The following is a 26,293-nucleotide window of genomic DNA, read 5'->3' on the forward strand; positions in this document are numbered from 1 at the left end:
TTTGCATACGATCGGGCATCAATTTGTATACAATCCAGACATGACCTTTTGCGGAAATGGTGGAATAACTGGCGCATGAGCTCCGAGTCGCTGATCGGAACCGTTGCGCCTTTCGGCGCCACACGCGGCGCTGCCGATATCGATCCCGGCCGCCGCGTACGCGAGCATATTCAGAACGCCATCGTCGATCACCGCCTCGCGCCGGGCACCAAACTGTCTGAGGAAGAGGTGGGCGAGGCTTTCGGCGTCAGCCGTACGGTGGTGCGCGCCGCGCTGCAGTCCCTGTCGCATCACGGACTGGTTTCACTTGAGCGCAATCGCGGCGCCTTCGTCGCCCAGCCGAGCGCCGATGAGGCGCGCCAGGTGTTCAATGCGCGGCGGCTGATCGAGCCCGATCTTGCGCGCGCCGCCGCCGAACGATTCACCGCGAAAGACGCGAAGAGATTGCGCGAACACACGGCGCAAGAGGCCGCCGCCATCAAGGCCGGCGACCGGCGCACGGCCATTCGTCTGTCCGGCGGGCTTCATCTGGAGATTGCCGCACTTGCGGGCAATGAGATCCTCGCGCGTTTCCTCGGCGAGCTGGTGGCGCGCTCATCCCTGATCATCGCGCTTTACGGCAAGACCGGTATTTCCGCCTGCGGCCTCAACGATCACAAGGACATCATCGCGGCCCTCGCCAAAAAAGACGGCAAGCGCGCCGCGCTGCTGATGGTCGAACATTTGCATCACATCGACCACGATCTCGACCTGACGCGCGGGCCCTCAGCGCCGCGCGCTTTGTCGGACCTTCTCGATCTGTGACCGGAATGCTTGCCGATCCTGCCGCCCGCACCGAAAAACTTATCGTCAACAGCGAGCGGCTGTGGGCGAGCATTATGGAGACGGCGCAGTTCGGCGGCACGCTGAAAGGCGGCGTCAAAAGGCTGACACTCTCGGAAGAAGACAAACAGGCCCGCGACTGGCTGGTCGCTGCCGCAAATTCATCCGGCTATGCGACCGGCATAGACGATCTCGGCAATATCTATATCGAGCGCAAGGGCACGGAGCCGGGGCGCCTGCCGGTCGCCATCGGCTCGCATCTCGACACGCAGCCGACCGGTGGAAAATTCGACGGCATTCTCGGCGTTCTCGCGGGGCTCGAAGTTCTGCGTACGCTCGACGATGCGGGAATCCAAACCAAAGCGCCGCTCTGCCTGATCGACTGGACGAATGAGGAAGGCGCGCGCTTTGCGCCCGGCGAACTCGGCTCGGAAGTCTATGCCGGTGAAGTCGAGCGCAGCTTTGCCCTGTCGCGCATGGACGCGGATGGCATCAGCGTCGCCGATGCTCTCGAGGCCATCGGCTATCGCGGCAAAGAGCGCTGCGGCGAGCGGCGCTTTTCGGCAATGCTCGAGCTTCATATCGAACAAGGTCCGGTGCTCGAACAGGAAAAGGTCGCGATCGGCGTTGTCACCGCCGCCAAGGGCCAGATCTGGTTCAACGGTGTTATCGGCGGGCGCGAAAGCCATGCCGGCACAACGCCAATGCCGCTGAGAAAAGACGCGCTTTCGGCCTTCGCAGAATTTGCACTTGCCATCGAGCGTATCGCCAATGCCGAGGCGCCGGCGGGCGTCGGCACAATCGGCGTCGCGGTCATCGGCCCCGGTTCACGCAACACGGTTCCGGGCTCGGTGCGGTTCAGCCTTGAGTTCCGCCATCCGGACAAGAAACGGCTCGAAGCGATGCGCGTCCGCGCGCTCGATGCGGCGGCCCTGATTTCGCGCACGCGCGGCTGCGATGTTCTGCTTGAGCCGATCTGGGCGAAGGATCCCGTTCAGTTCTCGCCGCAGGTTGCGGACGTCATCCGCGAAAGTGCGATCGCGCTTGGCCTGTCGAACCGCCTGATGGTATCCGGCGCCGGACACGATGCCTGCGCCGTCGCGCTCAAAGTGCCGACGGCGATGATCTTCGTGCCGTGCAAAGACGGCATCAGCCACAATGAGGCGGAAAGCGCGACGCCTGAGGATTGCGCCGCCGGCGCAAACGTACTCCTCCACAGCGCGCTTGCTCTGGCAGGCCGCGCATGAGCTATCCGCGCGATCTTCTCGGCTATGGCGGAAAGCCGCCTCATGCGGACTGGCCCGGCGGCGCGCGTATCGCCGTGCAGTTCGTCGTCAATTATGAGGAAGGCGGAGAAAATTCGATCCTGCATGGCGACGCCGCATCGGAGGCTTTTCTCTCCGATGTGCTCGGCGCACAGCCCTGGCCCGGCATGCGCCACATGAATATCGAGAGCATGTTCGAATATGGCTCGCGCGCCGGCTTCTGGCGGCTGCGCGACATGTTCGAAGCGCGAAAAATCCCCGTCACGGTATTCGGCGTCGCGACGGCTCTGATGCGCAGCCCCGAACATGTGGCCGCGATGAAAGAGAGCCAATGGGAGATCGCGAGCCACGGATATAAGTGGATCGAGCACAAGGACATGCCGGAAGAGCAAGAGCGGCGGCAGATTCGCGAGGCGCTGCGTCTCCACCAGGAGATAACGGGCGCGCCGCCGGATGGCTGGTATACGGGGCGCACTTCGGTCAATTCGCTCCGTCTCGTAACGGAAGAGACGGCGGTCCTCTATTCGTCCGATTCCTATGCCGATGACCTGCCCTATTGGGTATCAGGCGCCAAGGGGCCGCATCTCATCATCCCCTATACGCTCGACGTCAACGATATGCGCTTCACCAATGCGCAGGGCTTTTCGCAAGGCGAAGATTTTTTCCAGTACCTCAAGGACACGTTCGACACGCTGTACGCCGAGGGCGAAAGCGCGCCAAAGATGATGTCGGTCGGCCTGCATTGCCGGCTCGCCGGCCGGCCGGGACGCGCGGGCCCCCTCGCCCGTTTTCTCGATTACGCGGCACAGCACGACAAAGTCTGGTTTGCGCGCCGCGCCGATATCGCGCGGCACTGGCACGCCAAACATCCGGCCTGAAACGTCAGTCGTCGTTCAGGCCCGTATCGGCCGCCCGCACCTTCTCTTCCTCGTTTTCAGACACGCGCCGCGCCGCAAAAGGCACGACCATGTAGACAAGGACGAGGCGTGCGACATGGCAGGTCGTGACGAGCGCGACATCGATGCCGAGCGCCAAAGTGAGAAGACCCATTTCGGCCATGCCGCCGGGCGCAAAAGCCAGCATCAGCTGCGGCAGGCCAAAGCCCGTGGCGTGATGGCAGGCGAAGGCGATGATCACCGAGATAATAATGAGGCCGGTCGCCCAGACAATTCCGTGGCCGAGCGCACTGCGGAAATGCCGCCAGTCGAGATCGACAAAACGCGCGCCGATAAAGGCACCGAGAACGACCTGCACCGCGTTCACCATCTCCGTCGGCGGCGAGCTCTGCGTAAAGCCGAGCATGTGAACGGCGGCGCTGACGATCAGAGGGCCGAGCGTTGCACCGGCCGGAATCCGCAACAGGCGCGCAAGCCCATACCCAACAACGCCGCACAGAACGAGGATGCCGACATCGGCAGGCCCGATCGGCGCCGGCACGCGCGCACTGACTACGCCGATGGACGCCGCAAAAAAGGACAGGATGAACGGCATCAGCACGACCGTCATCAGGACGCGGATCGAGTGGATGAGGCCGAGAAGAACGATATTGGCGCCCATCGACGCACCGATCAGCGTCAGATCGGCAAGGCCGCCGGGAACCGCGGCAAAGAAGCTTGTCGTGATGTCGTAGCGGGCGATTCGGCGGAAATAGAGCAGCCCGAAGATCAGCGAGACGAGGACATAGAGCGCAAGAAAAGCAAGGACCCCCGGCCAGCGCGACAGATCGTCGAGCAGACCCGGCGTAAAGAAGCTGCCGAGCATGACGCCGAGGATCGGCTGAAGCACGGCGCGGAAGATGCGCGGGATACGGATATTCGGAACAAACTGCGCGGCGGTCATGCAGGCCGCGAGCGCACCGAGCATCCAGGCCATCGGAATGCCGAGGATGGTGAACAATGCGCCGCCCGCGGCACCTATCGCCAGGGTCTGCAGGGTCGCGAAAATGATCTGCATAGATTTTTACCGCCCTCGCGCACTCAGCGCCGTTTCTTCGCGATCTCCTCGTGGATTTGGAATTTGCGGACCATCGCGTCGCTGAGATGCTGCTTCATAAGGTAAGAGCATTCCAGATGCTCGCCGCGCTCAAGCAGATCAAGCATTTTCAGATGATCGCGTGCCTGAATATAAAAACGCTCGCGATCGATCAGCGTGCGGTAGTCCATCAGGCGCCGCAGACGGTTTACGCGGATGAGCGATTGGAGGAAGAACGGATTGCCGGACATCCGCGCAATCTCTTCATGGAAGGTAATGCCGGAGGCCAGAAGGCGGGCCGCCGGCCAGCGCTCAACGCCGCCGGCCAGAAGATCGTCCATGATGCGGCGCTGCGCGGCGGCCACCGTGCGGTCGAGCTTGAAGCCCGGCTCCAGAATATTGGCCGGCTCGATGATCGCGCGGAAGCGATAGATCTGCGACAGGGCTTCGGGCGTCTTGGCCACGGCGATCAGCCGCCAGCCATACCCATCCTTGCGCTCGATCCAGCCTTCATTGGCCGCGCGGCTGAGATGCTCGATCGCCTGCGCTTTGGTGAGCTCGTAGCGGTCGCGCAGAAACTGCTCGGTGATTTCCTGCGGGATTTGGTTTTGAAGCCAGTCTTCGGCGAAGCGGTAATATTTTTCCGGCGCGTCGGAATGGTCGGCACGATCATGCGCCGATTTCGGCACCTTGATGCCCCGCTTGACGAAGAAACCGCGATTGGCGCGCTGCTCGAGGACGCCCTTCTCGGCAAGAAGCTGAAGCGCCTCGCGCACCGGCGAGCGTGAAACGCGGAAATTATCGGCAAGCTTCTGGGTAGACAGGTGTGCATCCGGCGGCAGCTCGCCACCGTGAATACGCTTGGTAATCTCGTGGGCAATGCGTTCGGAAAGAGAGCTCACGGCCATTCGCTGATCCCCGGCGGGCTCACCCCCACACGCGCAAGAGAAGAAACAGCATCGATTTTAGTGTGTCGCCTGCCCCAACGAAAGGAGCCGCGCTCGCGCGCGGCTCAGTATCACAGGGAGAAGTTTCGCGAAGCATGAGCGATATGCCTCGGTACTCACCGAAAGTTGCCACCCAGGAAAGCCTGGGTGGCGAAGTTTCAGCGTTTTGAAGGGGCCCTCGAAGAAGGCCGTGTTCAAATTGGACTTTTTGGATTTAAAAAGCAAGTCGAAAATGAATGCATAATGCAAAGGTCTAAGAGGCCTCACTGATAGATAAGGGAAATTTGCCCTGGAACGAGGCCCAACTGCGACAATCTTGCCACAGACTCTGACCAATAGCGTTGGAAAGCCACGGACGCGCTGTCAGCAGTCGTAATAGTCCAGCCAGGAGAGGCCGGTGCGGGTGTCGCCGCGCGGAATGTATTGAAGGCCGATCAGCCCCTCATAGCCGGCGCCGTCGAGCGTGCCGAACAATTTGCCGAACTGGAAGGCGCCGGTGCCGGGCTCGTGGCGGCCCGGATAATCGGCGATGTGCATATGGGCGATATCCGCCAGATGCCGCCAGGCAAAGCGCACGGCATCGATGCCGGCATTGGCGGCATGGAAGGCGTCGAACAGCAAGCGCACATTGCGCCCATCGACGCTGTCGACGGCGCGCAGCGCCGCATAAGGATCGTCGATGAAATAATTATTGCGCGTCGCCGGACCGACGGCTTCCACCAGAATGGTCTGGCCGTGACGCGCAGCCGCCTCTGCCGCAAGGCTGAGCCGCTCTATATAGAGCGGCCACAGATCGCGCCTTTCCGCACCGCGCGGCACGACGCCCGCCATGATCGCAACGAGGCTGCAGCCGATCTCTGCCGCATAATCCGTGCCGCGCTCCAGCGCGTCGCGGAAATCCGCATCGCGGCCGGGAAGACAGGCAAGCCCGTTCTCGCCCCGTCCGCCGGGCGGCAGCGCGATCTGCGCCATGCGTACGCCCGTCTGCTGGAGCAAAGCCCTCAGCTTCGATGCGGGGATTTCATAGGGGTTGGGATGCTCGACAAAACCGAAGCCCATTTCGGCCGCCGAGCGGAAGCGCTGCTCCAGCGGCTCGTCCGAGAACATGTAACCGATATGGGCACTTAGCCGGTCGATCAGCGGCGCTGCGACACCGCCGAGCCGGCGGTCGCCGCCCGGAGCGGTGGACCGGAACATGGGCTGAGACACGGCCGACATGCAAGCGAGTGTTGCATCTAGAATGCAGAAATACAAACCCGCCGAGCATATGATCGCGAGGCGTGGAAAACGCCCGGTGTGCGCCCGGTGCGAAGATAAAAGGCGCCGCTATTTCCGGTGCACGAGCCGCACGCACATGGCAGCCGAAAAGCCGCTCTTATGCGCCTCGTCTTCGGAAATCTTGCTCGCCTCCACGAGCGGCTTCAGATGCGCACTGATCGCCTGACGCAAAGTCTGTCCGGCCTGCGCGCGCACGATCGAGGCCTGATAGGTCTGCAGCGCAAGACCCGAAAGTTTCTGCGCGCACTGATCGGCATCGGCGCGGTCGGCAAAAGCAGGGAACGGCATGGCAAGCAGCACAAGAACGGAGGCGACACGCAGCATCACAATCTCCCCAGCGAATCCACTTGCCGCTCTTCGGCGGCCGCATGAAGTGTGAGAGAGGCTCAGCGTTACTGTCACGGGAAAGTCATGAATTGTCCCCAGCCGTGCGCAGGACAAATGTCTCAACAGCTGAGGGGGCTTTTCCTATCCGGCGAGACGCTGCTGCACCGAATGCATCGGAAGCCTGATGCTGAAAATCGTGCCGCCGCCCGGCGCCGGTTCGAATCCGATATCGCCGCCGAGCTGCGTGACGATCTGCTTGGCGATGCTGAGGCCAAGTCCCGTTCCGCCTTTCTCGCGCCGGTCGGTGGCGTTGACCTGCACGAATTTCTCGAAGATCCGTTCTTTGTACGTACTCGGTATTCCAGGACCGCGATCGCGGACCGAAATTCTTATGCTATGCCCGTTGGTGCGAACGGTTACGAGGACTTCGCTGCCGGGCGGAGAGAACTTCGCCGCATTGGACAGAAGATTTGAAATCACCTGGGTAAGGCGCTCGGGGTCGGAGACGGTCATGCCTTCCGTCGCCGAGGGATCCAGGCAGAGCCGGACATCGAACTCGTCGGCAAAACCCTGATTGGCCTCGATGGCCTGGCGCACGAGATCGAGCACATCGACCGGCTTCAGATCGAACTCCATTTTGCCGGCCTCGATCTTTTCCATATCGAGGATCTCGTTGACGATCCGCACGAGGCGCCTGCAATTGCCGTGCGCGATCGTGAGCATGCGCCGAACCGACTCCGGGAGGTTGCCGCCCGCCCCACCCGCCAAAATGCCGATCGGCGCCATGATCGCCGTCAGCGGCGTTCTCAGTTCGTGGCTGACGGTCGCGATGAACTCGTCCTTTAACTGCTGCTGCCGCTTTTTCTCGGACAGCTCTTCTTCGGTCGAGCGCAATTGTTCGAGCAAGGCGGCGCGCGCCTCGGCGTTCTCGCGCGCAACGCGTGCTTCGATCGCTTCCATTTCGGCACGCAAAAGCTGTTCGCGGATATTGCGGTTTTCGTCTTCGAACTGCTTGCGCCGCATTTGCGCAAGAACGCGCGCCCGCAACAGATCGAAATCGTTCGATTTGGCGATGTAGTCGTCGGCGCCCGCAGCGAGGCCTTCGATCATCAATCTGCGGTCGTCGACGGCCGTCAGGATCACGATGGGGATATCGCGCATCACGGGCACGCCTTTGACCCGGCGGCAGGTCTCGGCGCCGCCGATCCCCGGCATGATGAGATCAAGAAGAACGCAATCGACGGGATGGACCGACAAGAGGTCGAGCGCTTCCTCGCCGGACCTCGCCAGCACGACCTCATAACCTTCCGTGCGAAGCGATTCCGATATTTCCTGAAGGAAACTTTCGCTGTCATCGACGACGAGAATTTTCTTCGGCCCCATGAGGCTGGGCGTTGCCTGTTCGGCAACAGGACCGCCGGCGCTGCGGACAACCGCATTCAGCCGCGCCAGCACAATGCCGATATCTTCTCCTTTGCGCACAAAGGCATCGGCGCCGGCATCGAGCGCCCGCAGCTCCGCGCCCCGATCGTCGGCGCCCGTCAGCAGAAGGCAGGGAAGTCCGCGCAGCGCCGCATCGAGACGGATGCGGCGGATAACGGTCGCGCCGTCGATCCCCGGCATGATGCCGTCGACGATGACCGCGGTCGGCCGGTGATCGGCGGCGATCCGCAATCCTTCCTCGCCGCTCGCGGCAAGAAGGACAGTGTAGGCGGCAGCTTCCAGCGCCGCCCGCAGCTCTTCGCGGAATGTGTCGCTGTCGTCGATGACGAGAATGGTTTCGCGCCGGGACGGCGTCTCCTCGCCGCTCTGGCGCAGGAGTTCGCGCGCGCGGGCGATGAGATAGACCGGATCATACGGCTTTGCGACGTAATCGTCGGCTCCCGTCGTCAGACCGCGGATGCGATCGCTTATCTCGGATTCCGTCGAGAGCATGATGACGGCGGTCTCCGGCGCATCGGCGCTCGCACGAATGTCCGCGAGCAGATCGACACCGTCTCCGTCCGGCAGGAGCACATCGAGAACAACGAGCGGGAAGTGCCCGGCGGCAAGCGCCGTCCGCGCCTCGGCGATCGTCGCCGCCGCCGTCACCGAAAAGCCGGCTTCCTCGAGCGTATCGAGCAGATCCATACGAACCGTCAGGCTGTCGTCGACGACGAGAATGCGCCCGCTCATATGCGCACTCCCTGGCCGACGCTCTGCAGGGCGACGAGACGCCGACCTATCTCGTCCAAAGCGAGGATCTGGCGAGCTGCGCCGATCATCGCCGCCTCGCGCGGCATCCCGTAAACGACCGAGGACGCCTCGTCCTGCGCGATCGTCATGCCGCCGGCCTCGCGGACTTTCAAAAGCCCCGACGCGCCGTCCTTGCCCATGCCGGTCAGAAGACAGGCGATGCCGGAAGGCCCGTATTCATGCGCAACAGACTCGAACAGAATATCGACGGAGGGGCGGCAGGAATGGCGCGCCGGGTCATCGGTCAGATGGATATGGCCGCGACGGACGACGAGATGGCGATCGCCGGGCGCCACCACGACGCGGCCCCTGAGAGACATGATATCGACGCCGTCTTTTGCCTCGCTGACGCGGCGTTCGGTCTGCCCGTCCAGCCATTCGGTGAACGCCGAACCGAAGGGCTCGTTGATGTGCTGCACGAGAAGGACCGGCAGCTGAAACTGGACCGGAAGATCGCGCAGAATCCTGACCACGGCGCCCGGTCCTCCGGTCGAGGCGCCGATCGCAACGAGGCTCATCGGCACAGAACCCGGGGCCGGGGGCGGCGTTTGCGCCGGCATTATGCGCACGCGCGGATGGCGGATAACGCGAATGCGCGCCACAAGCTTGATGAGCGCGATCAGACGGCGCTCCCAGAGTTCTCCGGCCTCAGGCCCGGCCGGCTTGTCGAGAACGTCCACGGCACCGGCGGCCAGTGCCTCGTAAATCTTGAACAGCTCGCCGCGATTGACCGATGCGGAAACGACAAGGATCGGCGTCGGACAATGCGACATGATGTATTCGGTCGCGGCAAGACCGCTCATGACCGGCATCATCATGTCCATGGTAACGACGTCCGGCCGCGCCTCATCGCACATCTCGATCGCCGTTTTGCCGTTGTCCGCCTCTCCGATCACCTCAAGCCCGGGATCGGACGAAATCACCTCGACAAGACGCGCCCTCACCGTCTTCGAATCTTCGACGACGAGCACGCGGATCCTATTCATGCCCCACCGCCAATGGCGCGATCATCGACAACAAAGTCGCCTGGTCGAACTCGCTCTTTGCAATATGACCCTGGGCGCCAGCCTCGCGGCCGCGCTGGATATGTTCGGGGCCTGAAAGCGAGGTGACGAGGAGTGCCGGGATGTCGTGCAAGGCCGGATCGGCACGCAGATGCTCAACAAAAGAAAAGCCGTCCATGCCCGGCATTTCGACATCGACGAGAACGAGCGCGTAGCGGCGCGCCCGCATCCGCTCGAGACCCTCTTCGCCCGACATGGCGACATCGACATCATATCCGGCGGATTCGAGAATGCTTTGCTCGAGCATGCGTGTTGTCAGCGAATCGTCGACGACAAGAACGCGCGTCTTCTCCTTCAGCGATGCGACCGGATGGAATCCGGCGTTCCTCGCCGCGGCAACCAATATGTCGGGATCGAGAACCAGCTGCGGATTTCCCGCCGCATCGAGGCTTGCGCCGGCAATGATCGGACTTGCAGCGATATTTCCGGGCAATGGCCTCACGACGATGTCGCCCGTGCCGATAAGCCTTTCGACTCCGATCGCGGCGCGGCCCAGCGCACCGGCGACGATAATGGCCGTGCCGCCGAGACGGGGTTCGCCTGTATCCGTTTGCAGGGCCGCCTGAAGCGGCACGAACGGAATCTCCTCGTCGCCATGCGCAATCGACATGCCCTGCGCGGTCCAGGATATTTCGGAAGCGGCGAGCCTTCGTGTGCGCAGAACGGCTTCGAGCGGGATTGCGATCGGAGCGGCGCGCGCCGAGGGCTCGACGACGAGAGCTTCGACCGACGCCAGCGAGGACGGCATAACAAGCTCGAAAGCCGTACCCGATCCCGGTGTTCCGGAAAGCCTGATCTCCCCGCCAAGCTTTTCGACACATTCCCGGACGATGTCGAGGCCGATGCCCCTCCCAGAAATTCCCGTCACGGTCTGGGATGTGCTTATCCCGCCGGCCAGAAGAATACCGATCAGCTGCCCGTCGTCCGCTTCCGCTCCGGCCAGACCGCGTTCCATGGCAATTTTGCGAACTGCCCGAAAATCGATGCCGCGGCCGTCATCGCTGCAGGCGAAGACGATCTTTCGTCCGCTCCGCGATACGGTGACACAGATCTGCCCCGCACCGGTCTTGCCTGCGGCAAGACGTTCGCGCGGCATCTCGATGCCGTGGGCAACAGCATTGCGGACGAGCTGGATCAGCGCATTCTGGATCGTCTCGATCATATGCGCGTCGATACGGATATCGCCGCTTCTGCCTTCGAACCGGACATCCTTGGACAAGGCGCGCGCGGCATCGCGCGCCGTGCGCTCAAGCACGGTAAACAGACTTGAAACCGGAACGAGGCGAAGCCGGTGCGCCGTATCGCGCAGGCTGCGAAACTCGCGATCCATCCGTTCCAGCGTCGTTCCCAGCATGCGCTCGGCCGTGCGGAGCCTTCGGCGCAGATCCTCGATCGTCGCGGAACGCTGCACAAAAGCCACCGTCGGGACCCGGCTGCGTTCAGCCGATGCGGGAGACGAGAGCTGGACGGCAAGGAGATCGGCAAGATCGCGGCTATTGTCGAGCTCGTGCACAACGCCGCGCAGGCCGTTCAAGAGAGCGTGCGTTTCGGACACCGCATCGAGCAGAACCTGCGTCTCGCCGATATCCGCGCGTACCGTCTGGATGCGCTCCTCGCCCGCAGGACGCGGCGAACCCGCCTCCTGTTCCTCGGGCGGCGGTTCGGTAAGCGCGGGAACGAGCCCCGTAATGGCATCGATCCGCTCGAGCAGCGCATCCACGTCCTCGCGAGACAGAGCCTGCGCGGAGCTGCGATACGGCGAGAGGCTGTCCTCGATCTTGTGGGCAAGGTGGGCGATCTCGCTCTGCTTGACGACGCGCGCGGCGCCTTTCAGCGTGTGAGCCAGACGCAACAGCTTCTGCACTGCCGCCGCCTGCTCGGCACCCTTCTCGATGTCCAGCAGACATTTGCCGAACTGATCGACGATTTCCTGCGCCTCGGGCCGGAAATATTTGAAGGGATCTTTTGCCATCGCCTCCCGATCCTCATGCCGCGCGTGTCTGCGGTCGGATGATGCGCAGAAGATCCGTCGACAGATTGGTCATCTGAGAAACGGTCTGCAGCGTCTGGCCGGCACTCGTCTCCGTCTCCATCGACGCCTGAGCCACATGGGCAATTGCAACATTCACCTGTTCGACGGCGCTCGCCTGCTGCTTGGTCGAGAGTTCGATTTCCCGTGCCGCGTCGGTCGTTGTCGTCACAAGGTCGGCGATCTGCTTGAAACCGGATGCGACATCTCCGAACTGCCGCGATCCGGCATCGACCACCTTCGATCCCGTCTCGGTCGCCATCACCGTCGTGTTCACGGCACTGCGCACATCGTCGATCAGGCCGCGAACCTCTTTCGTTGACCCCGTGACACGATCGGCGAGTTTGCGGATCTCGTCCGCGACGACGGCAAAGCGCTTTCCTGTTTCACCGGCGCCGGCGGCCTCGATCGTCGCGTTGATTGCGAGGATATTCGTCTGTTCCGCAAGCTCGGACACAATATCGAGCACGGCACCGACTTCCTGCGATTTTCGCCCGAGTTCGAGCATATGGGAGACGATCTGATCGACCTGCCGGCGGATGCTGGCGATCGACTCATGCGCCGCGCCGACCGTGCCGGCGCCGAGCAGCGCCGCATTCGCCGTCTGCTCGGATGTCTGCGCGACGCGCTGGGCGCTTGCTGCAATCTGCCGCGACGTCATCAGCAGCTCGCTCATCGTCGTCGAGATTTCGGTCATCGCCGTCGCCTGTTCCTTGGCCCCGCTTGCCTGCTGATTGGCGACGGCCTGCAGCTCGGCCGATGAGTTCCGGACCTGCCCCACGGCCGTGCCGATCTGATCGGCCAGCGAGCGCGATATGAACCAGCCTATGCCTGCGACAGCGAGGATTCCGATGGCGCCGCCGGCAAGAATGATTGCGCGCGTGAGATCGTTTGCGTCGGCGGTCGCCAGCGCACGCAATTCCAGAAGCCGGTCCTCCTCACGATTGGCTTCCTTTATCGTGGCCCGGATGTCGGACATGGTATTGGCACCGATGCCGCTCTCGGTAATCTTGACGGCGGCGTCGAGACCCTGGCTGCGGCGAACCTCAATCTGATTACGGAACTGCGCGATTTTTCGTTCGACCAGAGGTTCCAACACCGCCATGCGGCGTACCTGCTCGGGATTGTCGGAGATCAATCGCCGAAGCTCTTCCATGGCCGCCGGCAACGGCTCGCTGGCAGCCGTATACGGATTGAGAAACGTCTCGTCTCCCGTAATGACGAACCCGCGCACACCGGTTTCACTGTCGATCAGATGAACCAGAAGGTCCTGCAGTTTGTCGCGCACCTCATAGGAATGCTTGAGCCATCTTCCGTTTTCTATTGTGCGGCTGGCATTGAAGTATGACGCATAGGCGACGGTTAGAAGCGTCAGCGCGGAGAGGCCGAAACCGAAGATGAGACGCTTTGCGACAGTCCATTGGCCGAACGAGATCATGAGAACGGGCGCTCCTGCGAAGGCTGGTCGATGTCTTTCAGAATGGCCCCAAGATCGAGTACCGGGCCGGAATACGCATCCGAGCGGACGACACCGCCGCGATGCGCCGATTGCGGTGCAGACGCGAGGAAGCAGCTTTCTTCGATACGCAATTGCCGTTCGAACCTGTCGAACGACAGCGCAAGAGACGCCGAGGCCGCGACCGCAAGCCAGCGCGGCGACGCCGCCGGAGGCCGGCCGATGAGTACGGCAAGGTCGTAGACAGGAAGGATCGCGCCGCGGATACCGGCGACACCCCTCAGGGCGACGCTCGCCCCGGGAACCGGAACAATCGTCTTGCCAGCAACAATTCCGGAAAGCTCCGACAGCCGGATTGCACACAGCTGCGCCCCGGCCTCGACAATCACGACATCGCAATAGAGCGCCGTCTCGACGCGAGACTCGTCGGCAAAGATGCGATCGAACTCCGCGCGCATCTCAGCGGCGCGTTGCGATGCTGCGGCGGTCATGCATTGGCCCCGCTGCCGAGCATAGCGTTGCGGCACAGATCCATCAGGGCACGGCGATTAAAGCCGCCGCCGAACATCAGAATGCGCGATGCCTCCTCGTGCTCGAGCAGCATCATCGCACAAGCGAGTTCGCGGCGAGCGCCGTCGCGGTCTCCCGACTTTACCGCCAGAAGTCCGAGATGCAGCCGCGGCATCGCGAAAGATGCATCAAGATAGGCCGCGACACGATCGTGATCGCGGGCAGATTCGCGCTTTCCGTCCTGTTCGCAGCAGAGAGCCAGAAGATAATGAGCGCCGGCGTTGAACTCATCGAGCAGAAGAAGTTTCCGGCAAAGCTCTTCGGCTTCCTTTACCCTGCCGCTGTGGACGAGCAATGTCGCTTCCAGCAGCAGCATATCGGCGTCCCGCTCTATTGGCGGCGGCGATGCCTGCACATAGTCAAGAGCCTCGCCGAAACGTTCGCGACCCATAAGGTCCAAAGCAGGCGCCTTGTCCCACAAGATCGGGATCGAGTCCTCCGGCGCTTTGCTCTTTTCGATGAGCAGCGCCGTGACGCGATCCGTCGCTTTCCCGATAATGTCCGCCCAGTCGTCAGAAAGCGCCTGTTCACTTCCGCCGTCGCGCGTCGTTACGGAAGACATTTCGTTCGCAGACTTGCGCCTGTAGTAGAAGGCCCCGTGCGTGTGCAGAAGGTGGAAGTCATCCGACACACCCCGCAGCGTTTCGGCGTGCCCGAGAAAGAGAAGACCACGTGGCACAAGCGCCTGCGCCATGCGAACAACAACGCCGCGCATTTGCGCCGGCTCGAAATACATCAGGACATTCCTGCAGAAGATCGCGTCATAGCGGTTTGGGCCCCACAGCTCCATTTCTTCGCTGGCGAGATTTCCTGCGAAGAAGTGCACACCGTCACGGATCGACCGGTCGAGAGCCATTTCGTTGCCGTTGGCGCGAAACCATCTGGCACGGATATCCTCCGGCGTATCGCGCAGCGCCCAGCGCGAATACGAAGCGCGCTTTGCCCGCGCCAGCGCAGCGGGATTGATGTCAACCGCGTCGATGCGGATATTCCAACCCGGTTCACGGATCGTCTCGCGCGCAAGAATTGCCAGCGAGTATGCTTCTTCGCCCGACGCGCATCCTGCCGAGAGGAGACGAAGGGTCTTCGGGCCGCCATCGCTCAGACGCGGCACGATGAGAGCATCGGCCAGCGCGCCGAGCTGCTCTTTATTGCGGAAAAAGTATGTTTCGCCGACGGTCAGTTCGCGAGCGAGTTCCGCAATTTCCTGATCGGCCGGTGCGGTTTCGAGATTGGAGAGATAGTCCTGGCGCGACGCGCCGCGCTTGTGAACCCGCCTTTGCAGCAGATCCGCGAGGAATCCGAACTTGGCGTCATCGTGAAACAGCCCCGTGCGCCGGGCGATCGCCGCGCGAAAGCGCTCGAGATCGGCCCGGCTGATGTCGGCGCTCACCGCGCTGTCCCGGCGGCTTCGAGGCAATCGAGGATATCCTCCGGAATTAAGCACCCGCCCTGCAGTACAAACAGAAATTCGCGATCGAGCGTACCGACTTCATCGATCGCCGTTGTCGCGACACGGCTGAGCAGCGGCGGCAGGCGCGCCAGCGTCGCCCGGCCTATCTGCTGTTTGCCAAGTACGGCATCAGCGCAGAGCCCGACGGTCCGGGCGCCCAGCCGCACAGTCACGATACGCGAGCACATAGAGGCCTTGCCGCCGATGAGGCGGCCGACATCGACGATCGGTACCGGCTGGCCGCGAATGATGGAAAGGCCGAGAATATAGTCAGGCGCCCCCTCCACCGGCACGATCGGCTGAGGGCGCATGATTTCAACGATGCAGGAGATGGGAAGCGCATGAAGCTGGCCGCCAGCGCGGTAGACTAACCAGGGATCATCGGGATTTCGGGCGTCGGCCGCCGCCGCTGAAGGCCATGCTCGCTCAAACCGGCGTGTTGCGATCGTGTCGACTGTCATTGCTACCGCCGCCGTGGAACCGGCCCGGGAGCGCGTCCGCCGGCGCTCCGCCGGTCACTCCCGCTCTGAATCACCTTTGACTTGTATGGCTTAGTTCTTAAAAACCTTGCTATACACAGTACTACGTAAGTACATCATCGAGGTGATGATTGCGCACCGTGCCCGTCAAGATTTAGGCAATTGCGTCCCGCTCGCCGGCTGCCGCCGGGCGATGCCCGAAATGTGCGACCCCAGAGCGCCTTGCACGGCGCAAGCCCGGATGGCACTCCCGGCGCCATGACCGACACTGTTCTCGATCTTGCTGGGCTGAAATGCCCCCTCCCTGCGCTCAAGACCCGCAAGGCGCTGAGCGGGCTCTCCGTCGGCGACCGACTAACGGTGATCACGACGGACCCGCTCTCGGCCATCGACATCCCCAATCTCCTGCGCGAGACCGGTGACATTCTCATCGGCCAGGACGGCGCCGGACCGCAGCTGAGCTTCATCATCGAAAAAGCTTGACGGATTTTGTACGTACTTATTAAATTTGTCGCGCCGCGGCGACCAAAAGCCCCTGTAAATCGCTGAATCGGCCGCTTTCTCCCGGCACCGGGGAAGAACCGGGGTAAAAACACCGCTTTTCCTCGGGAAACGGCGCCCGACCCGCCCTTTTCCGGCTCCGCCAGGCCGCCAAAAGCCCGGCCGGGCGATAAGTTTAGGAAAAAAGCCTCTGAAAACCGCAGGAATCGGTGAATTTGGCCTGTTTTTCCGGGTATCGGCGCAAATTTCCGTTCTTTCCCGGCCATCAATGCTCGTAATGTGCCTCGGCACGAATCAGTGGAGGTGCATTTGGCTACGCAGATCACGAAATCGCAGCTGATCGAAAAGATCGCTGACGCAACCGAACTCTCGAAACGGGATGTGAAGGGCGTTCTCGAGTCGCTGGCAACCGTTGGCTACAAGGAACTGAAGAAGTCGGGTGTGTTCACGGTCCCGGGCTTTGCGAAGTTCGTCGTCGTCAAGAAGCCGGCCACGAAGGCCCGCAAGGGCATCAACCCGTTCACGGGCGAACCCACGACCTTCAAGGCCAAGCCGGCCCGCAAGATCGTCCGGGCCCGGCCGGTCAAGGCCGCCAAAGACTCGGTCTAAGAGACTTCAGCGAAGGCCCCGAAAGGGGCCTTTGTTTTATGTGCTTACGGATCAGTTCCGGCCTTCGATGACATCGCGCAGGCGCACCGCAAGCTCCTGTTGCCGGAACGGCTTGGCGACCAGTGGAAAGACTTCGTCATCATGGGTGTGGCGCGACAGCGCCTCACCCGTATAGCCCGATGTGAGAAGCACTTTGATATCGGGACGGAGCTTGCGTGCTTCAGAGGCAAGCTGAACGCCGGTCTTGCCGCCAGGCATGACGACATCCGAAAAGATCACATCGACGCCATCGCCGCGGCGCAGGATTTCAAGCGCGCTGTTGGCGTCGGACGCCGTCATCACCTGATAGCCGAGATCGGTCAGCATCTCGATGCCGAGCGCCAACACCGCCGCATCGTCTTCAACGAGCAGCACGCGTTCAGCCCGCGCCGGCGCGATTATCGGAATGTCCTCGTCGACAAATGCACGCTGCGGAAGTTTGGAGCTGACCGGCAGGCAGATCGAAAGCTGCGTGCCGCGGCTGAGACGGCTGCGGATGGTCACGAACCCACCCGACTGACGCACGAAACCATAAACCTGGCTGAGGCCGAGGCCCGAGCCCTTGCCGATTTCCTTCGTGGTGAAAAACGGCTCGAAAGCGCGCGCGATCACATCCGGCGCCATGCCTGTACCCGTATCGCTGACGGTGAGCGCAACCCAGGGGCCGCTGATGTCCGCGGGACGCTCGGAGAGAATCTCATCTCCTTCGGGCAGAAGGCGGACGGCAAGACCGAGATGGCCGCCGCTCGGCATCGCATCACGCGCATTGACCGCAAGATTAAGCAGCGCGGTTTCGAGCTGCGCCGGATCGACCTCGCAGACGACGGGTTCGGCGGAGAGCTCCGTTGCGAACAGGACGCTTTCGCCGATGGCGTGACGGATGAGCGGCTCGAAGCGCGCGACGAGACGGTTGATGTCGAGCGTTTCGGGGCTGAGATGCTGGCGCCGCGAAAAGGCGAGGAGATGGCCCGTGAGACTCTGGCCGCGCTCGGCTGCGTGGCGCATGGCGCCGATCTGCCGCTGCAGGCGCTCACCCGAGATATGGCGGCCGATAAGATCGAGATTGCCGAGGATGACGGTCAGAAGATTGTTGAAATCGTGGGCGATGCCACCCGTCAGCTGGCCGACGGTTTCCATTTTCTGCGCCTGGACCAGCTGCTGTTCGAGAAGGCGCATCTCGGTGACGTCGAGCAGCGTTCCGACGATCTCGCTGTCCGTTCCGTCAGCAATCGGCGCAACGACACCCTGATCGAGAAAGACGCGATATTTCTCATCCGAACAGCGCCAGCGGTATTCGCACGAATATGAGCCGGTATCGACCGCGGCCTTCAGCGCTTCGGTGACGCGGGCAACATCTTCCGGATGGACGCGCGAGAGGCCGAATTCGGGATCGTCGGTGAGCGCCGAGGGTTTGAATCCCGTCAGCTTCTCGACTGCATCGGACACGAAAGACGGCTGAAACGGCGGCATCAGCCCCCGCGAATGGAAGCACACCGGCAGGGATTTCAGGATCGCTTCCTGGCGGGCCTGCGCCCGGCGCAGTTCCTGTTCCGCGAGAAGCTTTTCGGTGCGGACACGGAAATTCTCTTCCTGCAGCCGGTGGCGCAGTTCTGCCTCGCGCTGCGCTTCGACCTGCTTCAGATAGAGCTGGACGAAGACCGAGACCTTGGTTTTCAGCACAAACGGATCGACCGGTTTGAACACCATGTCGACCGCGCCGGCCGAATAGGCCTGCATCAGATGCGATTCATCGCGGAAGACGGCGGTGAGGAACACGATCGGAATATGCTGGGTGCGGCGTCTCGCGCGGATCAGCGCCGCCGTCTCGAACCCGTCCATACCGGGCATGTGCAGATCGAGCAGAATGACGGCGAAATCATCGTTCAGAAGAAAACGCAGCGCCTCTTCGCCCGAGCGCGCGACGATGAGAATCTGATCCAGTTCCTCAAGCACCGTGGTGACGGCGAGCGCGTTGCGCTCGTCATCATCGACGATCAGGATTTTCGCCTTCGGCGTATCCAGGAACACCTTGTTCGAGGAATCCGGCGACATGGGCTGCGCATCCAACAGCATAAAAATCAGCTCGCGAGATTCGGGAACGCCAGTATTTTACCGTCCGATTTCGGCGCCCCGATCTGATCGGCACGCTGCAGCCAGACGCGCAAGACCGAGACCAACTGCTCCATATCGACGGGCTTTGCGACATAATCTGACGCGCCGGCTTCGATACATTTCTGCCGGTCGCCCTTCATGGCTTTTGCCGTGACGGCGACGATCGGCATCGAGACGAAGTTCGGCATTGCGCGGATTTCACGGATCGTCTCATAGCCGTCCATGCCGGGCATCATGATGTCGACCAGCGCCACATCCGCATCCGGAATACGCTGCAGAAGCTCGATGCCGGAACGGCCGCTTTCGGCATAGTGCAGCTCCATGCCGTGTTCTTCGAGCGCACTCGTCAGTGAGAAGATGTTGCGGATGTCGTCGTCGATAACGACGACCTTGCGGCCCATCAGCTGCGGATCGGACCGCCTCAGCTGCTGCACCGCCGCACGGCCTTCATCGGTCATGCTCTCAAGGGTCCGGTGCAGGAAGAGGGCGGCATCGTCCTGAAGCTGCGCCTCCGTCTGCACCACGCGTAAGCGGTCGAGCCGGCCGAGCCCCTGCAGAATGGAGGTTTTGGCGTCCTTCACATAGCCGATGACCGGTGTTTCGGATGCACGCAGAGCTTCGACAATGTCGGGCTTGGGCGCATCTTCCGCATCCGCCAGATCGAGGATGATGCAATCGAACTCACCGCGCGACAGGGCGCGGGTGATGTCCTTCGGTTTCGACACGCTGACCGTTTCGACATCGCCATCGCCGAGAATGGCGGCGAGCCCGCCTTTGCGGTCCGCCGGTTCGATGGCCAGAAGGCGTTTCGGACGCTTGCTGAACTCCTTTACGCGGTCGAGCGTCGCAAGGATCGTCTCGCGTTCGACGGGCTTTCCGGAAACGCCATAGGCGCCGATATTGAGGCTGAGGGCCGTGTCGTCGATGCCCGAGATCACATGGATCGGGATATGACGCGTATCGGGATTGCGCTTCAGAAGATCGAGCAATGCGAAGCCGTCCATATCCGGAAGGCCGATATCGAGCGTGATCGCATCGGGCCGGTAGCGGCGCGCCAGCGGCACGACGGACGCACCCTCGGCGGTCACAAGACCCTTGAAGCCGGCCTCGCGCGCCATGTTGAGAAGGATCGCGGCAAAACGCGGATCATCCTCAACGATCAGAACGACGGGGTCGCCGCGATTGATCTGATCGCGGTCGTCCGGAATGCGTTCGCTCGACGTATCGGGCAGCTGAATGCCGCCGGTGGTGCCGCGCAGAGCGACGGTTTTTGCCTGTACGGGCGGCGCAAAGTTCAGCGGCAGATAGAGCGTGAAGGTCGAGCCGTGACCGGGGTTCGACATAACCGTCAGCTCGCCACCGAGAAGGCGGGTGATTTCACGGCTGATCGAAAGACCAAGACCCGTGCCGCCATATTTGCGGCTCGTCGTGCCGTCGGCCTGCTGGAAGGCCTCGAAGATCAGGCGCTGCTTTTCGCGCGCGATGCCGATGCCGGTATCCTCGACAGTGAAGGAGACGACCTCCATGGCCGAGCTGAAATGCCCGGCCGTCCAGCCCGAGATCGCCTTCTGGATCTTCAGGCGGACATGACCCTGTTCGGTGAATTTGAAGGCGTTCGACAACAGGTTCTTGATGATCTGCTGCAGCCTTTTGTCGTCCGTATAGATCGAACGCGGCAGGCCCGCATCGACCTCGATCGAGAAATCGAGTTTCTTGTTCTGCGCGATCTGCGCAAAGGTGCGGTCCATATCCTCGCGCAGCGAGCCGAACGTCGTTTCGCCGACATCGAGCGTGACCGTGCCCGACTCGATCTTAGACAGATCGAGAATGTCGTTGATGAGGCCGAGGAGATCGGTGCCCGCATGATTGATCGTGCGCGCAAACTCGACCTGCTTGTCCGACAGATTGCCCTGGCCGTTATCGGCCAGAAGCTTCGAGAGAATGAGCAGCGAGTTCAGCGGCGTGCGCAGCTCGTGGCTCATATTGGCGAGGAATTCGGATTTGTACTTCGAGGTCAGAGCAAGCTGCTCGGCCTTCTCTTCCAGCTCCATCTTCGCCTGTTCGACTTCGCGGTTCTTGGCTTCGACCGCCTTGTTTTGCAGGGACAGAAGCTGGGCTTTTTCTTCGAGCTCGGCATTGGTGTTCTGAAGCTCGTCCTGCTGCGAACGCAGAAGCTCTTCGGAACGGCGGAGCGTTGTCGCCTGCTGTTCGAGACGATCGTTCGTCTTAGTCAGCTCGCCCTGCTGCGACTGCAGCTCGGCGGTCAGAAGCTGCGACTGTTCGAGGAGACCTTCGGTGCGCATATTGGCGGCGATCGTGTTGAGCACGATGCCGATCGATTCCATCAGCTGATCGAGGAAGCTGCGATGCGCTTCCGAGAACTCGCTGAAGGATGCAAGCTCGATGACGGCGTTGACCTCGCCTTCGAACAAAGCGGGGAGCGCGATCACGTTGAGAGGTGCCGCTTCGCCGAGGCCCGATGAGATCTTCACATAATCCGGCGGCACTTCGCGCAGGAAGATCTTTTCCTTCTCGGCGGCGCACTGGCCGATCAGGCCTTCGCCGATCTTGAAATAGCCGGGCGGCGGGGTGGTCTGGCTCGACGCATAGCTTGCGGCAAGTTTCAGCGTGCTGCCGTTATCATCGGTTTCGTTGACATAAAAGACGCCGTGCTGCGCGTTGACGAGCGGCGCGAGCTCCGACAGCACCATGTTGGAGACCGTCGCGAGATCGCGCTCGCCCTGCAGCATGCGCGAGAAGCGCGCGAGATTGGTCTTCAGCCAGTCCTGTTCGGTGTTCTTCAGCGTCTGATCCTTCAGATTGCGGATCATCTCGTTGATGTTGTCTTTCAGCGCCGCGACTTCGCCCGAGGCTTCGACGGTGATGGAGCGCGTCAGGTCGCCCTTGGTCACGGCGGTCGACACTTCGGCGATGGCGCGGACCTGGGTGGTGAGGTTTGCGGCGAGCTGGTTGACGTTGTCGGTCAAATCGCGCCAGAGGCCCGCGGCGCCGGGCACGCGTGCCTGACCGCCGAGCTTGCCTTCGATACCGACTTCGCGCGCGACGTTCGTCACCTGATCGGCGAAGGTCGCGAGCGTCTGGATCATGCCGTTGATCGTATCGGCGAGCGAAGCGATTTCGCCCTTGGCGTCGACGGCGAGTTTGCGGTTCAGATTGCCCTGCGCCACCGCGGTCACGACGTCCGCGATACCACGCACCTGACCGGTCAGATTGGCGGCCATCATGTTGACGTTGTCGGTCAGATCCTTCCAGGTGCCGGCGACGCCGGGCACGCCGGCCTGACCGCCGAGCTTACCTTCGGTGCCGACTTCGCGCGCGACGCGTGTCACTTCCGACGCAAACGCGTTGAGCTGGTCCACCATGGTGTTGACGGTGTTTTTCAGCTCGAGAATTTCGCCCTTCACGTCGACGGTGATCTTCTTGGAAAGGTCGCCTTTGGCGACGGCGGTGGTCACGTCGGCGATGTTACGCACCTGACCGGTCAGGTTGGCGGCCATGCCGTTGACGTTGTCGGTCAAGTCCTTCCACGTGCCGGCGACGCCGCGCACATTGGCCTGACCGCCGAGCTTGCCTTCGGTACCGACTTCGCGCGCGACGCGCGTCACTTCAGACGCGAACGCGTTGAGCTGGTCCACCATGGTGTTGACGGTGTTTTTCAGCTCGAGAATTTCGCCGCGCACGTCGACGGTGATTTTCTTCGAGAGGTCGCCCGTGGCGACGGCGGTCGTGACTTCGGCGATGTTACGCACCTGGCCGGTCAGGTTGGCGGCCATGAAGTTGACGTTGTCGGTGAGATCTTTCCACGTGCCGCCGACGCCTTTCACCTGCGCCTGGCCGCCGAGCTTGCCTTCGGTGCCGACTTCGCGGGCAACGCGCGAGACTTCCGAGGCGAAGGAGTTGAGCTGGTCCACCATGGTGTTGATGGTGTTTTTCAGCTCGAGAATTTCACCCTTCACGTCGACGGTGATCTTTTTCGACAGATCGCCCGTGGCGACCGCGGTCGTGACTTCGGCGATGTTACGCACCTGACCGGTCAAGTTCGCGGCCATGCCGTTGACGTTGTCGGTCAAGTCCTTCCAGGTGCCGGCGACACCGCGCACATTGGCTTGGCCGCCGAGCTTGCCTTCGGTACCGACTTCACGCGCGACGCGCGTCACTTCCGAGGCGAAGGCGTTGAGCTGGTCCACCATGGTGTTGACGGTGTTTTTCAGCTCGAGAATTTCGCCTTTCACGTCGACGGTGATCTTTTTCGACAAGTCGCCATTCGCCACGGCGGTGGTCACATCGGCGATGTTACGCACCTGACCCGTCAAGTTCGCGGCCATGCCGTTGACGTTGTCGGTCAAGTCTTTCCAGGTTCCGGCGACGCCTTCGACCTTGGCCTGGCCGCCGAGCTTGCCTTCAGTGCCGACTTCGCGCGCGACGCGCGTCACTTCCGAAGCAAAGCCGTTGAGCTGGTCCACCATGGTGTTGATGGTGGATTTGAGTTCGAGAATTTCGCCCTTCACGTCGACGGTGATCTTTTTTGACAGATCGCCCGTGGCGACCGCGGTCGTCACTTCGGCGATGTTACGCACCTGGCCGGTCAAGTTCGCGGCCATGCCGTTGACGTTGTCGGTCAAGTCCTTCCATGTGCCGGCAACGCCTTCGACCTTGGCCTGACCGCCGAGCTTGCCTTCGGTACCGACTTCGCGCGCAACGCGCGAGACTTCCGAGGCGAAAGAGTTGAGCTGGTCCACCATGGTGTTGATGGTATTTTTCAGCTCGAGGATTTCACCCTTCACGTCGACGGTGATTTTCTTGGAAAGGTCGCCGTTCGCAACGGCCGTCGTGACGTCGGCGATGTTACGCACCTGGCCGGTCAGGTTGGCGGCCATGCCGTTGACGTTGTCGGTGAGGTCCTTCCAGGTGCCGGCAACACCCTTCACCTGCGCCTGGCCGCCGAGCTTGCCCTCGGTGCCGACTTCGCGCGCGACGCGCGACACTTCCGAGGCGAAGCCGTTGAGCTGGTCCACCATGGTGTTGATTGTGGATTTGAGTTCGAGAATTTCGCCGCGCACGTCGACGGTGATCTTTTTCGACAAGTCGCCGTTGGCGACGGCGGTCGTCACTTCGGCGATGTTACGCACCTGGCCGGTCAAGTTCGCGGCCATGGCGTTGACGTTGTCGGTCAAGTCCTTCCAGGTGCCGGCGACGCCCTTCACTTTCGCCTGACCGCCGAGCTTGCCTTCCGTGCCGACTTCGCGCGCAACGCGCGTCACTTCCGAGGCGAACGAGCCGAGCTGGCCCACCATGGTGTTCACGACTTTGCCGATGCGCAGGAATTCGCCGCGCAGTTCGCGTCCGTCGATTTCGAGATGCATGGTCTGCGAGAGGTCGCCGCGGGCCACCGCGCCGATGACGCGCGCGACTTCGGCGGTCGGCTGCAGCGCATCGCCGATCAGCGTATTGACGGTATCGATATTGGAGGCCCAGGAGCCCAGCGCATCCGGCAGGCGCGCGCGATGACCGATCTTGCCTTCTTTGCCGACCATATCGCCGAGCCGCTCAAGCTCCTTCGTCGTGCGCTCGTTGAGATCGACCACCTCGTTGAAGGCTTCGGCAATCTCGCCGTCGATGCCCGTCAGATCGTCGGGAAGGCGGACCGAGAAATCGCCCTTTCGAAAGGCGCGTAGCGCGGCCAGAAGCTGGCGAGATGTGTCCTTGGAGGCTTTGGCTGCGACTGTTGCAGGCATGGCACGGTCCTTATGCGCTCAACGTGAAAGCGGAGCGCGGAAAAGCGCGAGAGACAGGTCGTGGCATGCGGAAGCCTCCGGCCGGAGGCCGGATGCGTGAAAAAACTTCTGTGCGGAGTCCTGCTTCAGGACGCGCCCCCGGACGTCATGCCAACTCTGCTAAACGCAAGACTTGGGACCGGGTTCCGCATACGGGGCAAAAAATGCAACCCGAATACAGGCGGGAGGCGATTGATTTATGTAGGGTTTACAGAGGCTTAAACGTTAGCCTTAGGTGAGAAGCGCCAAAATCCACGGCACCGAGAAGGCATAAAGCAGACCCGTCACGATCATGCCGACCGTGGCATAGGCGGCGGACAGCGGACTGATTTCCAGAGCCCGCACGACACCGAAAGTATGGCAGGTGATGCCGAGCATCAGGCCGACGCGGCGTTCGTCGGTGACGCCGATCCACGACAGCAATTTTTCACTGATGACAATGCCGATCATGCCGGTGACGAAGACGCTCAGCATGGCGATCTCCACCGAGATACCATTGGCGGCGGCGATGACTGCGGCCATCGGATTGGTGACGCTGCGGATGCCGATCGCCGCGATCGCCTCCGCGGGCAGCCCAAACGCGTAAGCGATCAAAAGGCTCGTCCCGCCGATGGCGATGCCCGCAAGCGCGGTCACTGCGAAGATGCCGAGAAGATCACGGATGAGACGCCGCGCATTGTCGATAAGCGGCAACGCAAAGGCCGTGATGCCGAGCATCAGGCCTTCGATGAGGATGGCGTTCTCCTCAAGATAGGTCCCGGCAAAAGGATGGCCGAAAAGATTGAGGGCCAGCAGCATCGCAACCGCCGCGAAGGTCGCGACGACGACGGGATGCAGCAGCGGCGATTCATGCGCCGCGCGGTTGACGAAGACGCCGAGGAGATAGGCTGTGACGCTGAGCGCCAATGCCGCCAGCATTAAACTCATTGATCGTCTCCGCCGAGCGCAAATTTTGCGGCAAGCCCGGCCGCGAGAATGCCGATCACGGTCGAGACGGCGACTGCCAGAATGATGATCCAGGTCTCGGCCGTCGTGAAATCGAGCGTCAGCACCATGCGCACCAGAAGCGGCACGAGAAAGAGCGGCACCAGCGTCAGCATGACCATCGCACCCGGCCGGATCAGCTCCTGCAGGCGCGGCACCACGATCATGGCGAGAAGACAGATCACGAGCCCCATCACAGCGCCGGGAATGCCGATCTCAAACCGTTCCGCGAGAGTGGCGCCGGCGAGATAGAGGAGCGTGAGGAGCAGAAGACCGCGCAGCTGATCGATCATGATGTCACGCGCGGCCCCGACGGATGGCTAGTGCAAAGAGGCGCGATCGCCCGGTAGGATCGGC

Annotated in this window: 20 protein-coding genes; 5 read left to right on the plus strand and 15 right to left on the minus strand. The window is 62.1% G+C overall.

What is annotated here, in order from left to right; translation table 11 throughout:
* The first annotated feature begins 75 nt into the window (after positions 1–75).
* Genes IZ6_RS14905 through puuE form a run of 3 tightly spaced genes read left to right on the plus strand, consistent with a single transcriptional unit; the run spans position 76 to position 2,965 of the window.
* Positions 76–804, plus strand: a complete 729-nt coding sequence (locus IZ6_RS14905) for a GntR family transcriptional regulator (protein WP_222875822.1) — start codon at positions 76–78, stop codon at positions 802–804.
* A 5-nt stretch (positions 805–809) separates the two neighbouring features.
* Positions 810–2,069 (plus strand): Zn-dependent hydrolase, encoded by a 1,260-nt coding sequence (locus tag IZ6_RS14910; RefSeq protein ID WP_222875823.1) that lies wholly within the window; start codon positions 810–812, stop codon positions 2,067–2,069.
* On the plus strand, positions 2,066–2,965 hold the full coding sequence (gene puuE / locus IZ6_RS14915) for an allantoinase PuuE (RefSeq protein ID WP_222875824.1): 900 nt from the start codon (positions 2,066–2,068) through the stop codon (positions 2,963–2,965). Before IZ6_RS14910 ends, puuE begins: the two co-directional genes overlap by 4 nt.
* Before the next feature lie 4 nt (positions 2,966–2,969).
* Here the strand turns inward: puuE and IZ6_RS14920 are convergent, their stop codons facing one another.
* From IZ6_RS14920 to IZ6_RS14970, 11 genes are all read right to left on the minus strand, one after another.
* Positions 2,970–4,040: an AbrB family transcriptional regulator gene (locus IZ6_RS14920; protein ID WP_222875825.1), complete on the minus strand. Its 1,071-nt coding sequence runs from the start codon at positions 4,038–4,040 to the stop codon at positions 2,970–2,972.
* A 23-nt stretch (positions 4,041–4,063) separates the two neighbouring features.
* Complete coding sequence (locus tag IZ6_RS14925; protein WP_222875826.1) at positions 4,064–4,966, minus strand: GntR family transcriptional regulator; 903 nt, start codon at positions 4,964–4,966, stop codon at positions 4,064–4,066.
* A 402-nt stretch (positions 4,967–5,368) separates the two neighbouring features.
* Positions 5,369–6,202 carry a hydroxypyruvate isomerase family protein gene (locus IZ6_RS14930; RefSeq protein ID WP_222875827.1) on the minus strand — a complete coding sequence of 278 codons (834 nt, stop codon included), beginning with the start codon at positions 6,200–6,202 and terminating at the stop codon, positions 5,369–5,371.
* A gap of 129 nt (positions 6,203–6,331) precedes the next feature.
* Positions 6,332–6,607 (minus strand): hypothetical protein, encoded by a 276-nt coding sequence (locus IZ6_RS14935; protein WP_222875828.1) that lies wholly within the window; start codon positions 6,605–6,607, stop codon positions 6,332–6,334.
* Between the two features lie 144 nt (positions 6,608–6,751).
* Positions 6,752–8,785, minus strand: a complete 2,034-nt coding sequence (locus IZ6_RS14940; RefSeq protein ID WP_222875829.1) for a response regulator — start codon at positions 8,783–8,785, stop codon at positions 6,752–6,754.
* A complete protein-coding gene (gene cheB, locus IZ6_RS14945) occupies positions 8,782–9,831 on the minus strand; it encodes a chemotaxis-specific protein-glutamate methyltransferase CheB (RefSeq protein ID WP_222875830.1) in 1,050 nt (349 codons plus the stop codon). The genes IZ6_RS14940 and cheB overlap by 4 nt, the downstream gene beginning before the upstream one ends.
* Entirely contained in the window at positions 9,824–11,881 is a 2,058-nt protein-coding gene (locus IZ6_RS14950; RefSeq protein WP_222875831.1) for a hybrid sensor histidine kinase/response regulator, read from the minus strand. The genes cheB and IZ6_RS14950 overlap by 8 nt, the downstream gene beginning before the upstream one ends.
* A gap of 13 nt (positions 11,882–11,894) precedes the next feature.
* The gene (locus tag IZ6_RS14955; protein ID WP_222875832.1) at positions 11,895–13,376 is read right to left on the minus strand and encodes a CHASE3 domain-containing protein; all 1,482 of its coding nucleotides are present in this window, start codon (positions 13,374–13,376) and stop codon (positions 11,895–11,897) included.
* Entirely contained in the window at positions 13,373–13,885 is a 513-nt protein-coding gene (locus IZ6_RS14960) for a chemotaxis protein CheW (protein ID WP_222875833.1), read from the minus strand. The genes IZ6_RS14955 and IZ6_RS14960 overlap by 4 nt, the downstream gene beginning before the upstream one ends.
* Complete coding sequence (locus IZ6_RS14965) at positions 13,882–15,357, minus strand: CheR family methyltransferase (protein ID WP_222875834.1); 1,476 nt, start codon at positions 15,355–15,357, stop codon at positions 13,882–13,884. Before IZ6_RS14965 ends, IZ6_RS14960 begins: the two co-directional genes overlap by 4 nt.
* A complete protein-coding gene (locus IZ6_RS14970) occupies positions 15,354–15,878 on the minus strand; it encodes a chemotaxis protein CheW (protein ID WP_222875835.1) in 525 nt (174 codons plus the stop codon). The genes IZ6_RS14965 and IZ6_RS14970 overlap by 4 nt, the downstream gene beginning before the upstream one ends.
* A 276-nt stretch (positions 15,879–16,154) precedes the next feature.
* Between IZ6_RS14970 and IZ6_RS14975 the strand changes: the two genes are divergently transcribed.
* Together IZ6_RS14975 and IZ6_RS14980 are read left to right on the plus strand one after the other, a co-directional pair.
* Entirely contained in the window at positions 16,155–16,379 is a 225-nt protein-coding gene (locus tag IZ6_RS14975; RefSeq protein ID WP_222875836.1) for a sulfurtransferase TusA family protein, read from the plus strand.
* Positions 16,380–16,706: 327 nt separating this feature from the next.
* Positions 16,707–17,006 carry an HU family DNA-binding protein gene (locus tag IZ6_RS14980; RefSeq protein ID WP_222875837.1) on the plus strand — a complete coding sequence of 100 codons (300 nt, stop codon included), beginning with the start codon at positions 16,707–16,709 and terminating at the stop codon, positions 17,004–17,006.
* Between the two features lie 51 nt (positions 17,007–17,057).
* Here the strand turns inward: IZ6_RS14980 and IZ6_RS14985 are convergent, their stop codons facing one another.
* The 4 genes from IZ6_RS14985 to IZ6_RS15000 all read right to left on the minus strand — a co-directional run bounded on the left by IZ6_RS14985 (position 17,058) and on the right by IZ6_RS15000 (position 26,229).
* The gene (locus IZ6_RS14985) at positions 17,058–19,097 is read right to left on the minus strand and encodes a response regulator (RefSeq protein ID WP_222875838.1); all 2,040 of its coding nucleotides are present in this window, start codon (positions 19,095–19,097) and stop codon (positions 17,058–17,060) included.
* A gap of 26 nt (positions 19,098–19,123) precedes the next feature.
* The gene (locus tag IZ6_RS14990; protein WP_222875839.1) at positions 19,124–24,913 is read right to left on the minus strand and encodes a HAMP domain-containing protein; all 5,790 of its coding nucleotides are present in this window, start codon (positions 24,911–24,913) and stop codon (positions 19,124–19,126) included.
* A 270-nt stretch (positions 24,914–25,183) separates the two neighbouring features.
* Positions 25,184–25,879, minus strand: a complete 696-nt coding sequence (locus IZ6_RS14995) for an LrgB family protein (RefSeq protein ID WP_222875840.1) — start codon at positions 25,877–25,879, stop codon at positions 25,184–25,186.
* On the minus strand, positions 25,876–26,229 hold the full coding sequence (locus IZ6_RS15000) for a CidA/LrgA family protein (RefSeq protein ID WP_222875841.1): 354 nt from the start codon (positions 26,227–26,229) through the stop codon (positions 25,876–25,878). Before IZ6_RS15000 ends, IZ6_RS14995 begins: the two co-directional genes overlap by 4 nt.
* Between the last annotated feature and the right edge of the window lie 64 nt (positions 26,230–26,293).

The organism is Terrihabitans soli, assembly GCF_014191545.1.
In the GTDB taxonomy this organism is placed as follows: Bacteria; Pseudomonadota; Alphaproteobacteria; order Rhizobiales; family Methylopilaceae; genus Flaviflagellibacter; species Flaviflagellibacter soli.

Coding starts and splice junctions, on each gene's coding strand:
- IZ6_RS14905 (WP_222875822.1), top strand. CDS start 76: ATGAGCTCCGAGTCGCTGATCGGAACCGTTGCGCCTTTCGGCGCCACA.
- IZ6_RS14910 (WP_222875823.1), top strand. CDS start 810: ATGCTTGCCGATCCTGCCGCCCGCACCGAAAAACTTATCGTCAACAGC.
- puuE (WP_222875824.1), top strand. CDS start 2,066: ATGAGCTATCCGCGCGATCTTCTCGGCTATGGCGGAAAGCCGCCTCAT.
- IZ6_RS14920 (WP_222875825.1), bottom strand. CDS start 4,040: ATGCAGATCATTTTCGCGACCCTGCAGACCCTGGCGATAGGTGCCGCG.
- IZ6_RS14925 (WP_222875826.1), bottom strand. CDS start 4,966: ATGGCCGTGAGCTCTCTTTCCGAACGCATTGCCCACGAGATTACCAAG.
- IZ6_RS14930 (WP_222875827.1), bottom strand. CDS start 6,202: ATGTTCCGGTCCACCGCTCCGGGCGGCGACCGCCGGCTCGGCGGTGTC.
- IZ6_RS14935 (WP_222875828.1), bottom strand. CDS start 6,607: ATGCTGCGTGTCGCCTCCGTTCTTGTGCTGCTTGCCATGCCGTTCCCT.
- IZ6_RS14940 (WP_222875829.1), bottom strand. CDS start 8,785: ATGAGCGGGCGCATTCTCGTCGTCGACGACAGCCTGACGGTTCGTATG.
- cheB (WP_222875830.1), bottom strand. CDS start 9,831: ATGAATAGGATCCGCGTGCTCGTCGTCGAAGATTCGAAGACGGTGAGG.
- IZ6_RS14950 (WP_222875831.1), bottom strand. CDS start 11,881: ATGGCAAAAGATCCCTTCAAATATTTCCGGCCCGAGGCGCAGGAAATC.
- IZ6_RS14955 (WP_222875832.1), bottom strand. CDS start 13,376: ATGATCTCGTTCGGCCAATGGACTGTCGCAAAGCGTCTCATCTTCGGT.
- IZ6_RS14960 (WP_222875833.1), bottom strand. CDS start 13,885: ATGACCGCCGCAGCATCGCAACGCGCCGCTGAGATGCGCGCGGAGTTC.
- IZ6_RS14970 (WP_222875835.1), bottom strand. CDS start 15,878: ATGACAGTCGACACGATCGCAACACGCCGGTTTGAGCGAGCATGGCCT.
- IZ6_RS14975 (WP_222875836.1), top strand. CDS start 16,155: ATGACCGACACTGTTCTCGATCTTGCTGGGCTGAAATGCCCCCTCCCT.
- IZ6_RS14985 (WP_222875838.1), bottom strand. CDS start 19,097: ATGTCGCCGGATTCCTCGAACAAGGTGTTCCTGGATACGCCGAAGGCG.
- IZ6_RS14990 (WP_222875839.1), bottom strand. CDS start 24,913: ATGCCTGCAACAGTCGCAGCCAAAGCCTCCAAGGACACATCTCGCCAG.
- IZ6_RS14995 (WP_222875840.1), bottom strand. CDS start 25,879: ATGAGTTTAATGCTGGCGGCATTGGCGCTCAGCGTCACAGCCTATCTC.
- IZ6_RS15000 (WP_222875841.1), bottom strand. CDS start 26,229: ATGATCGATCAGCTGCGCGGTCTTCTGCTCCTCACGCTCCTCTATCTC.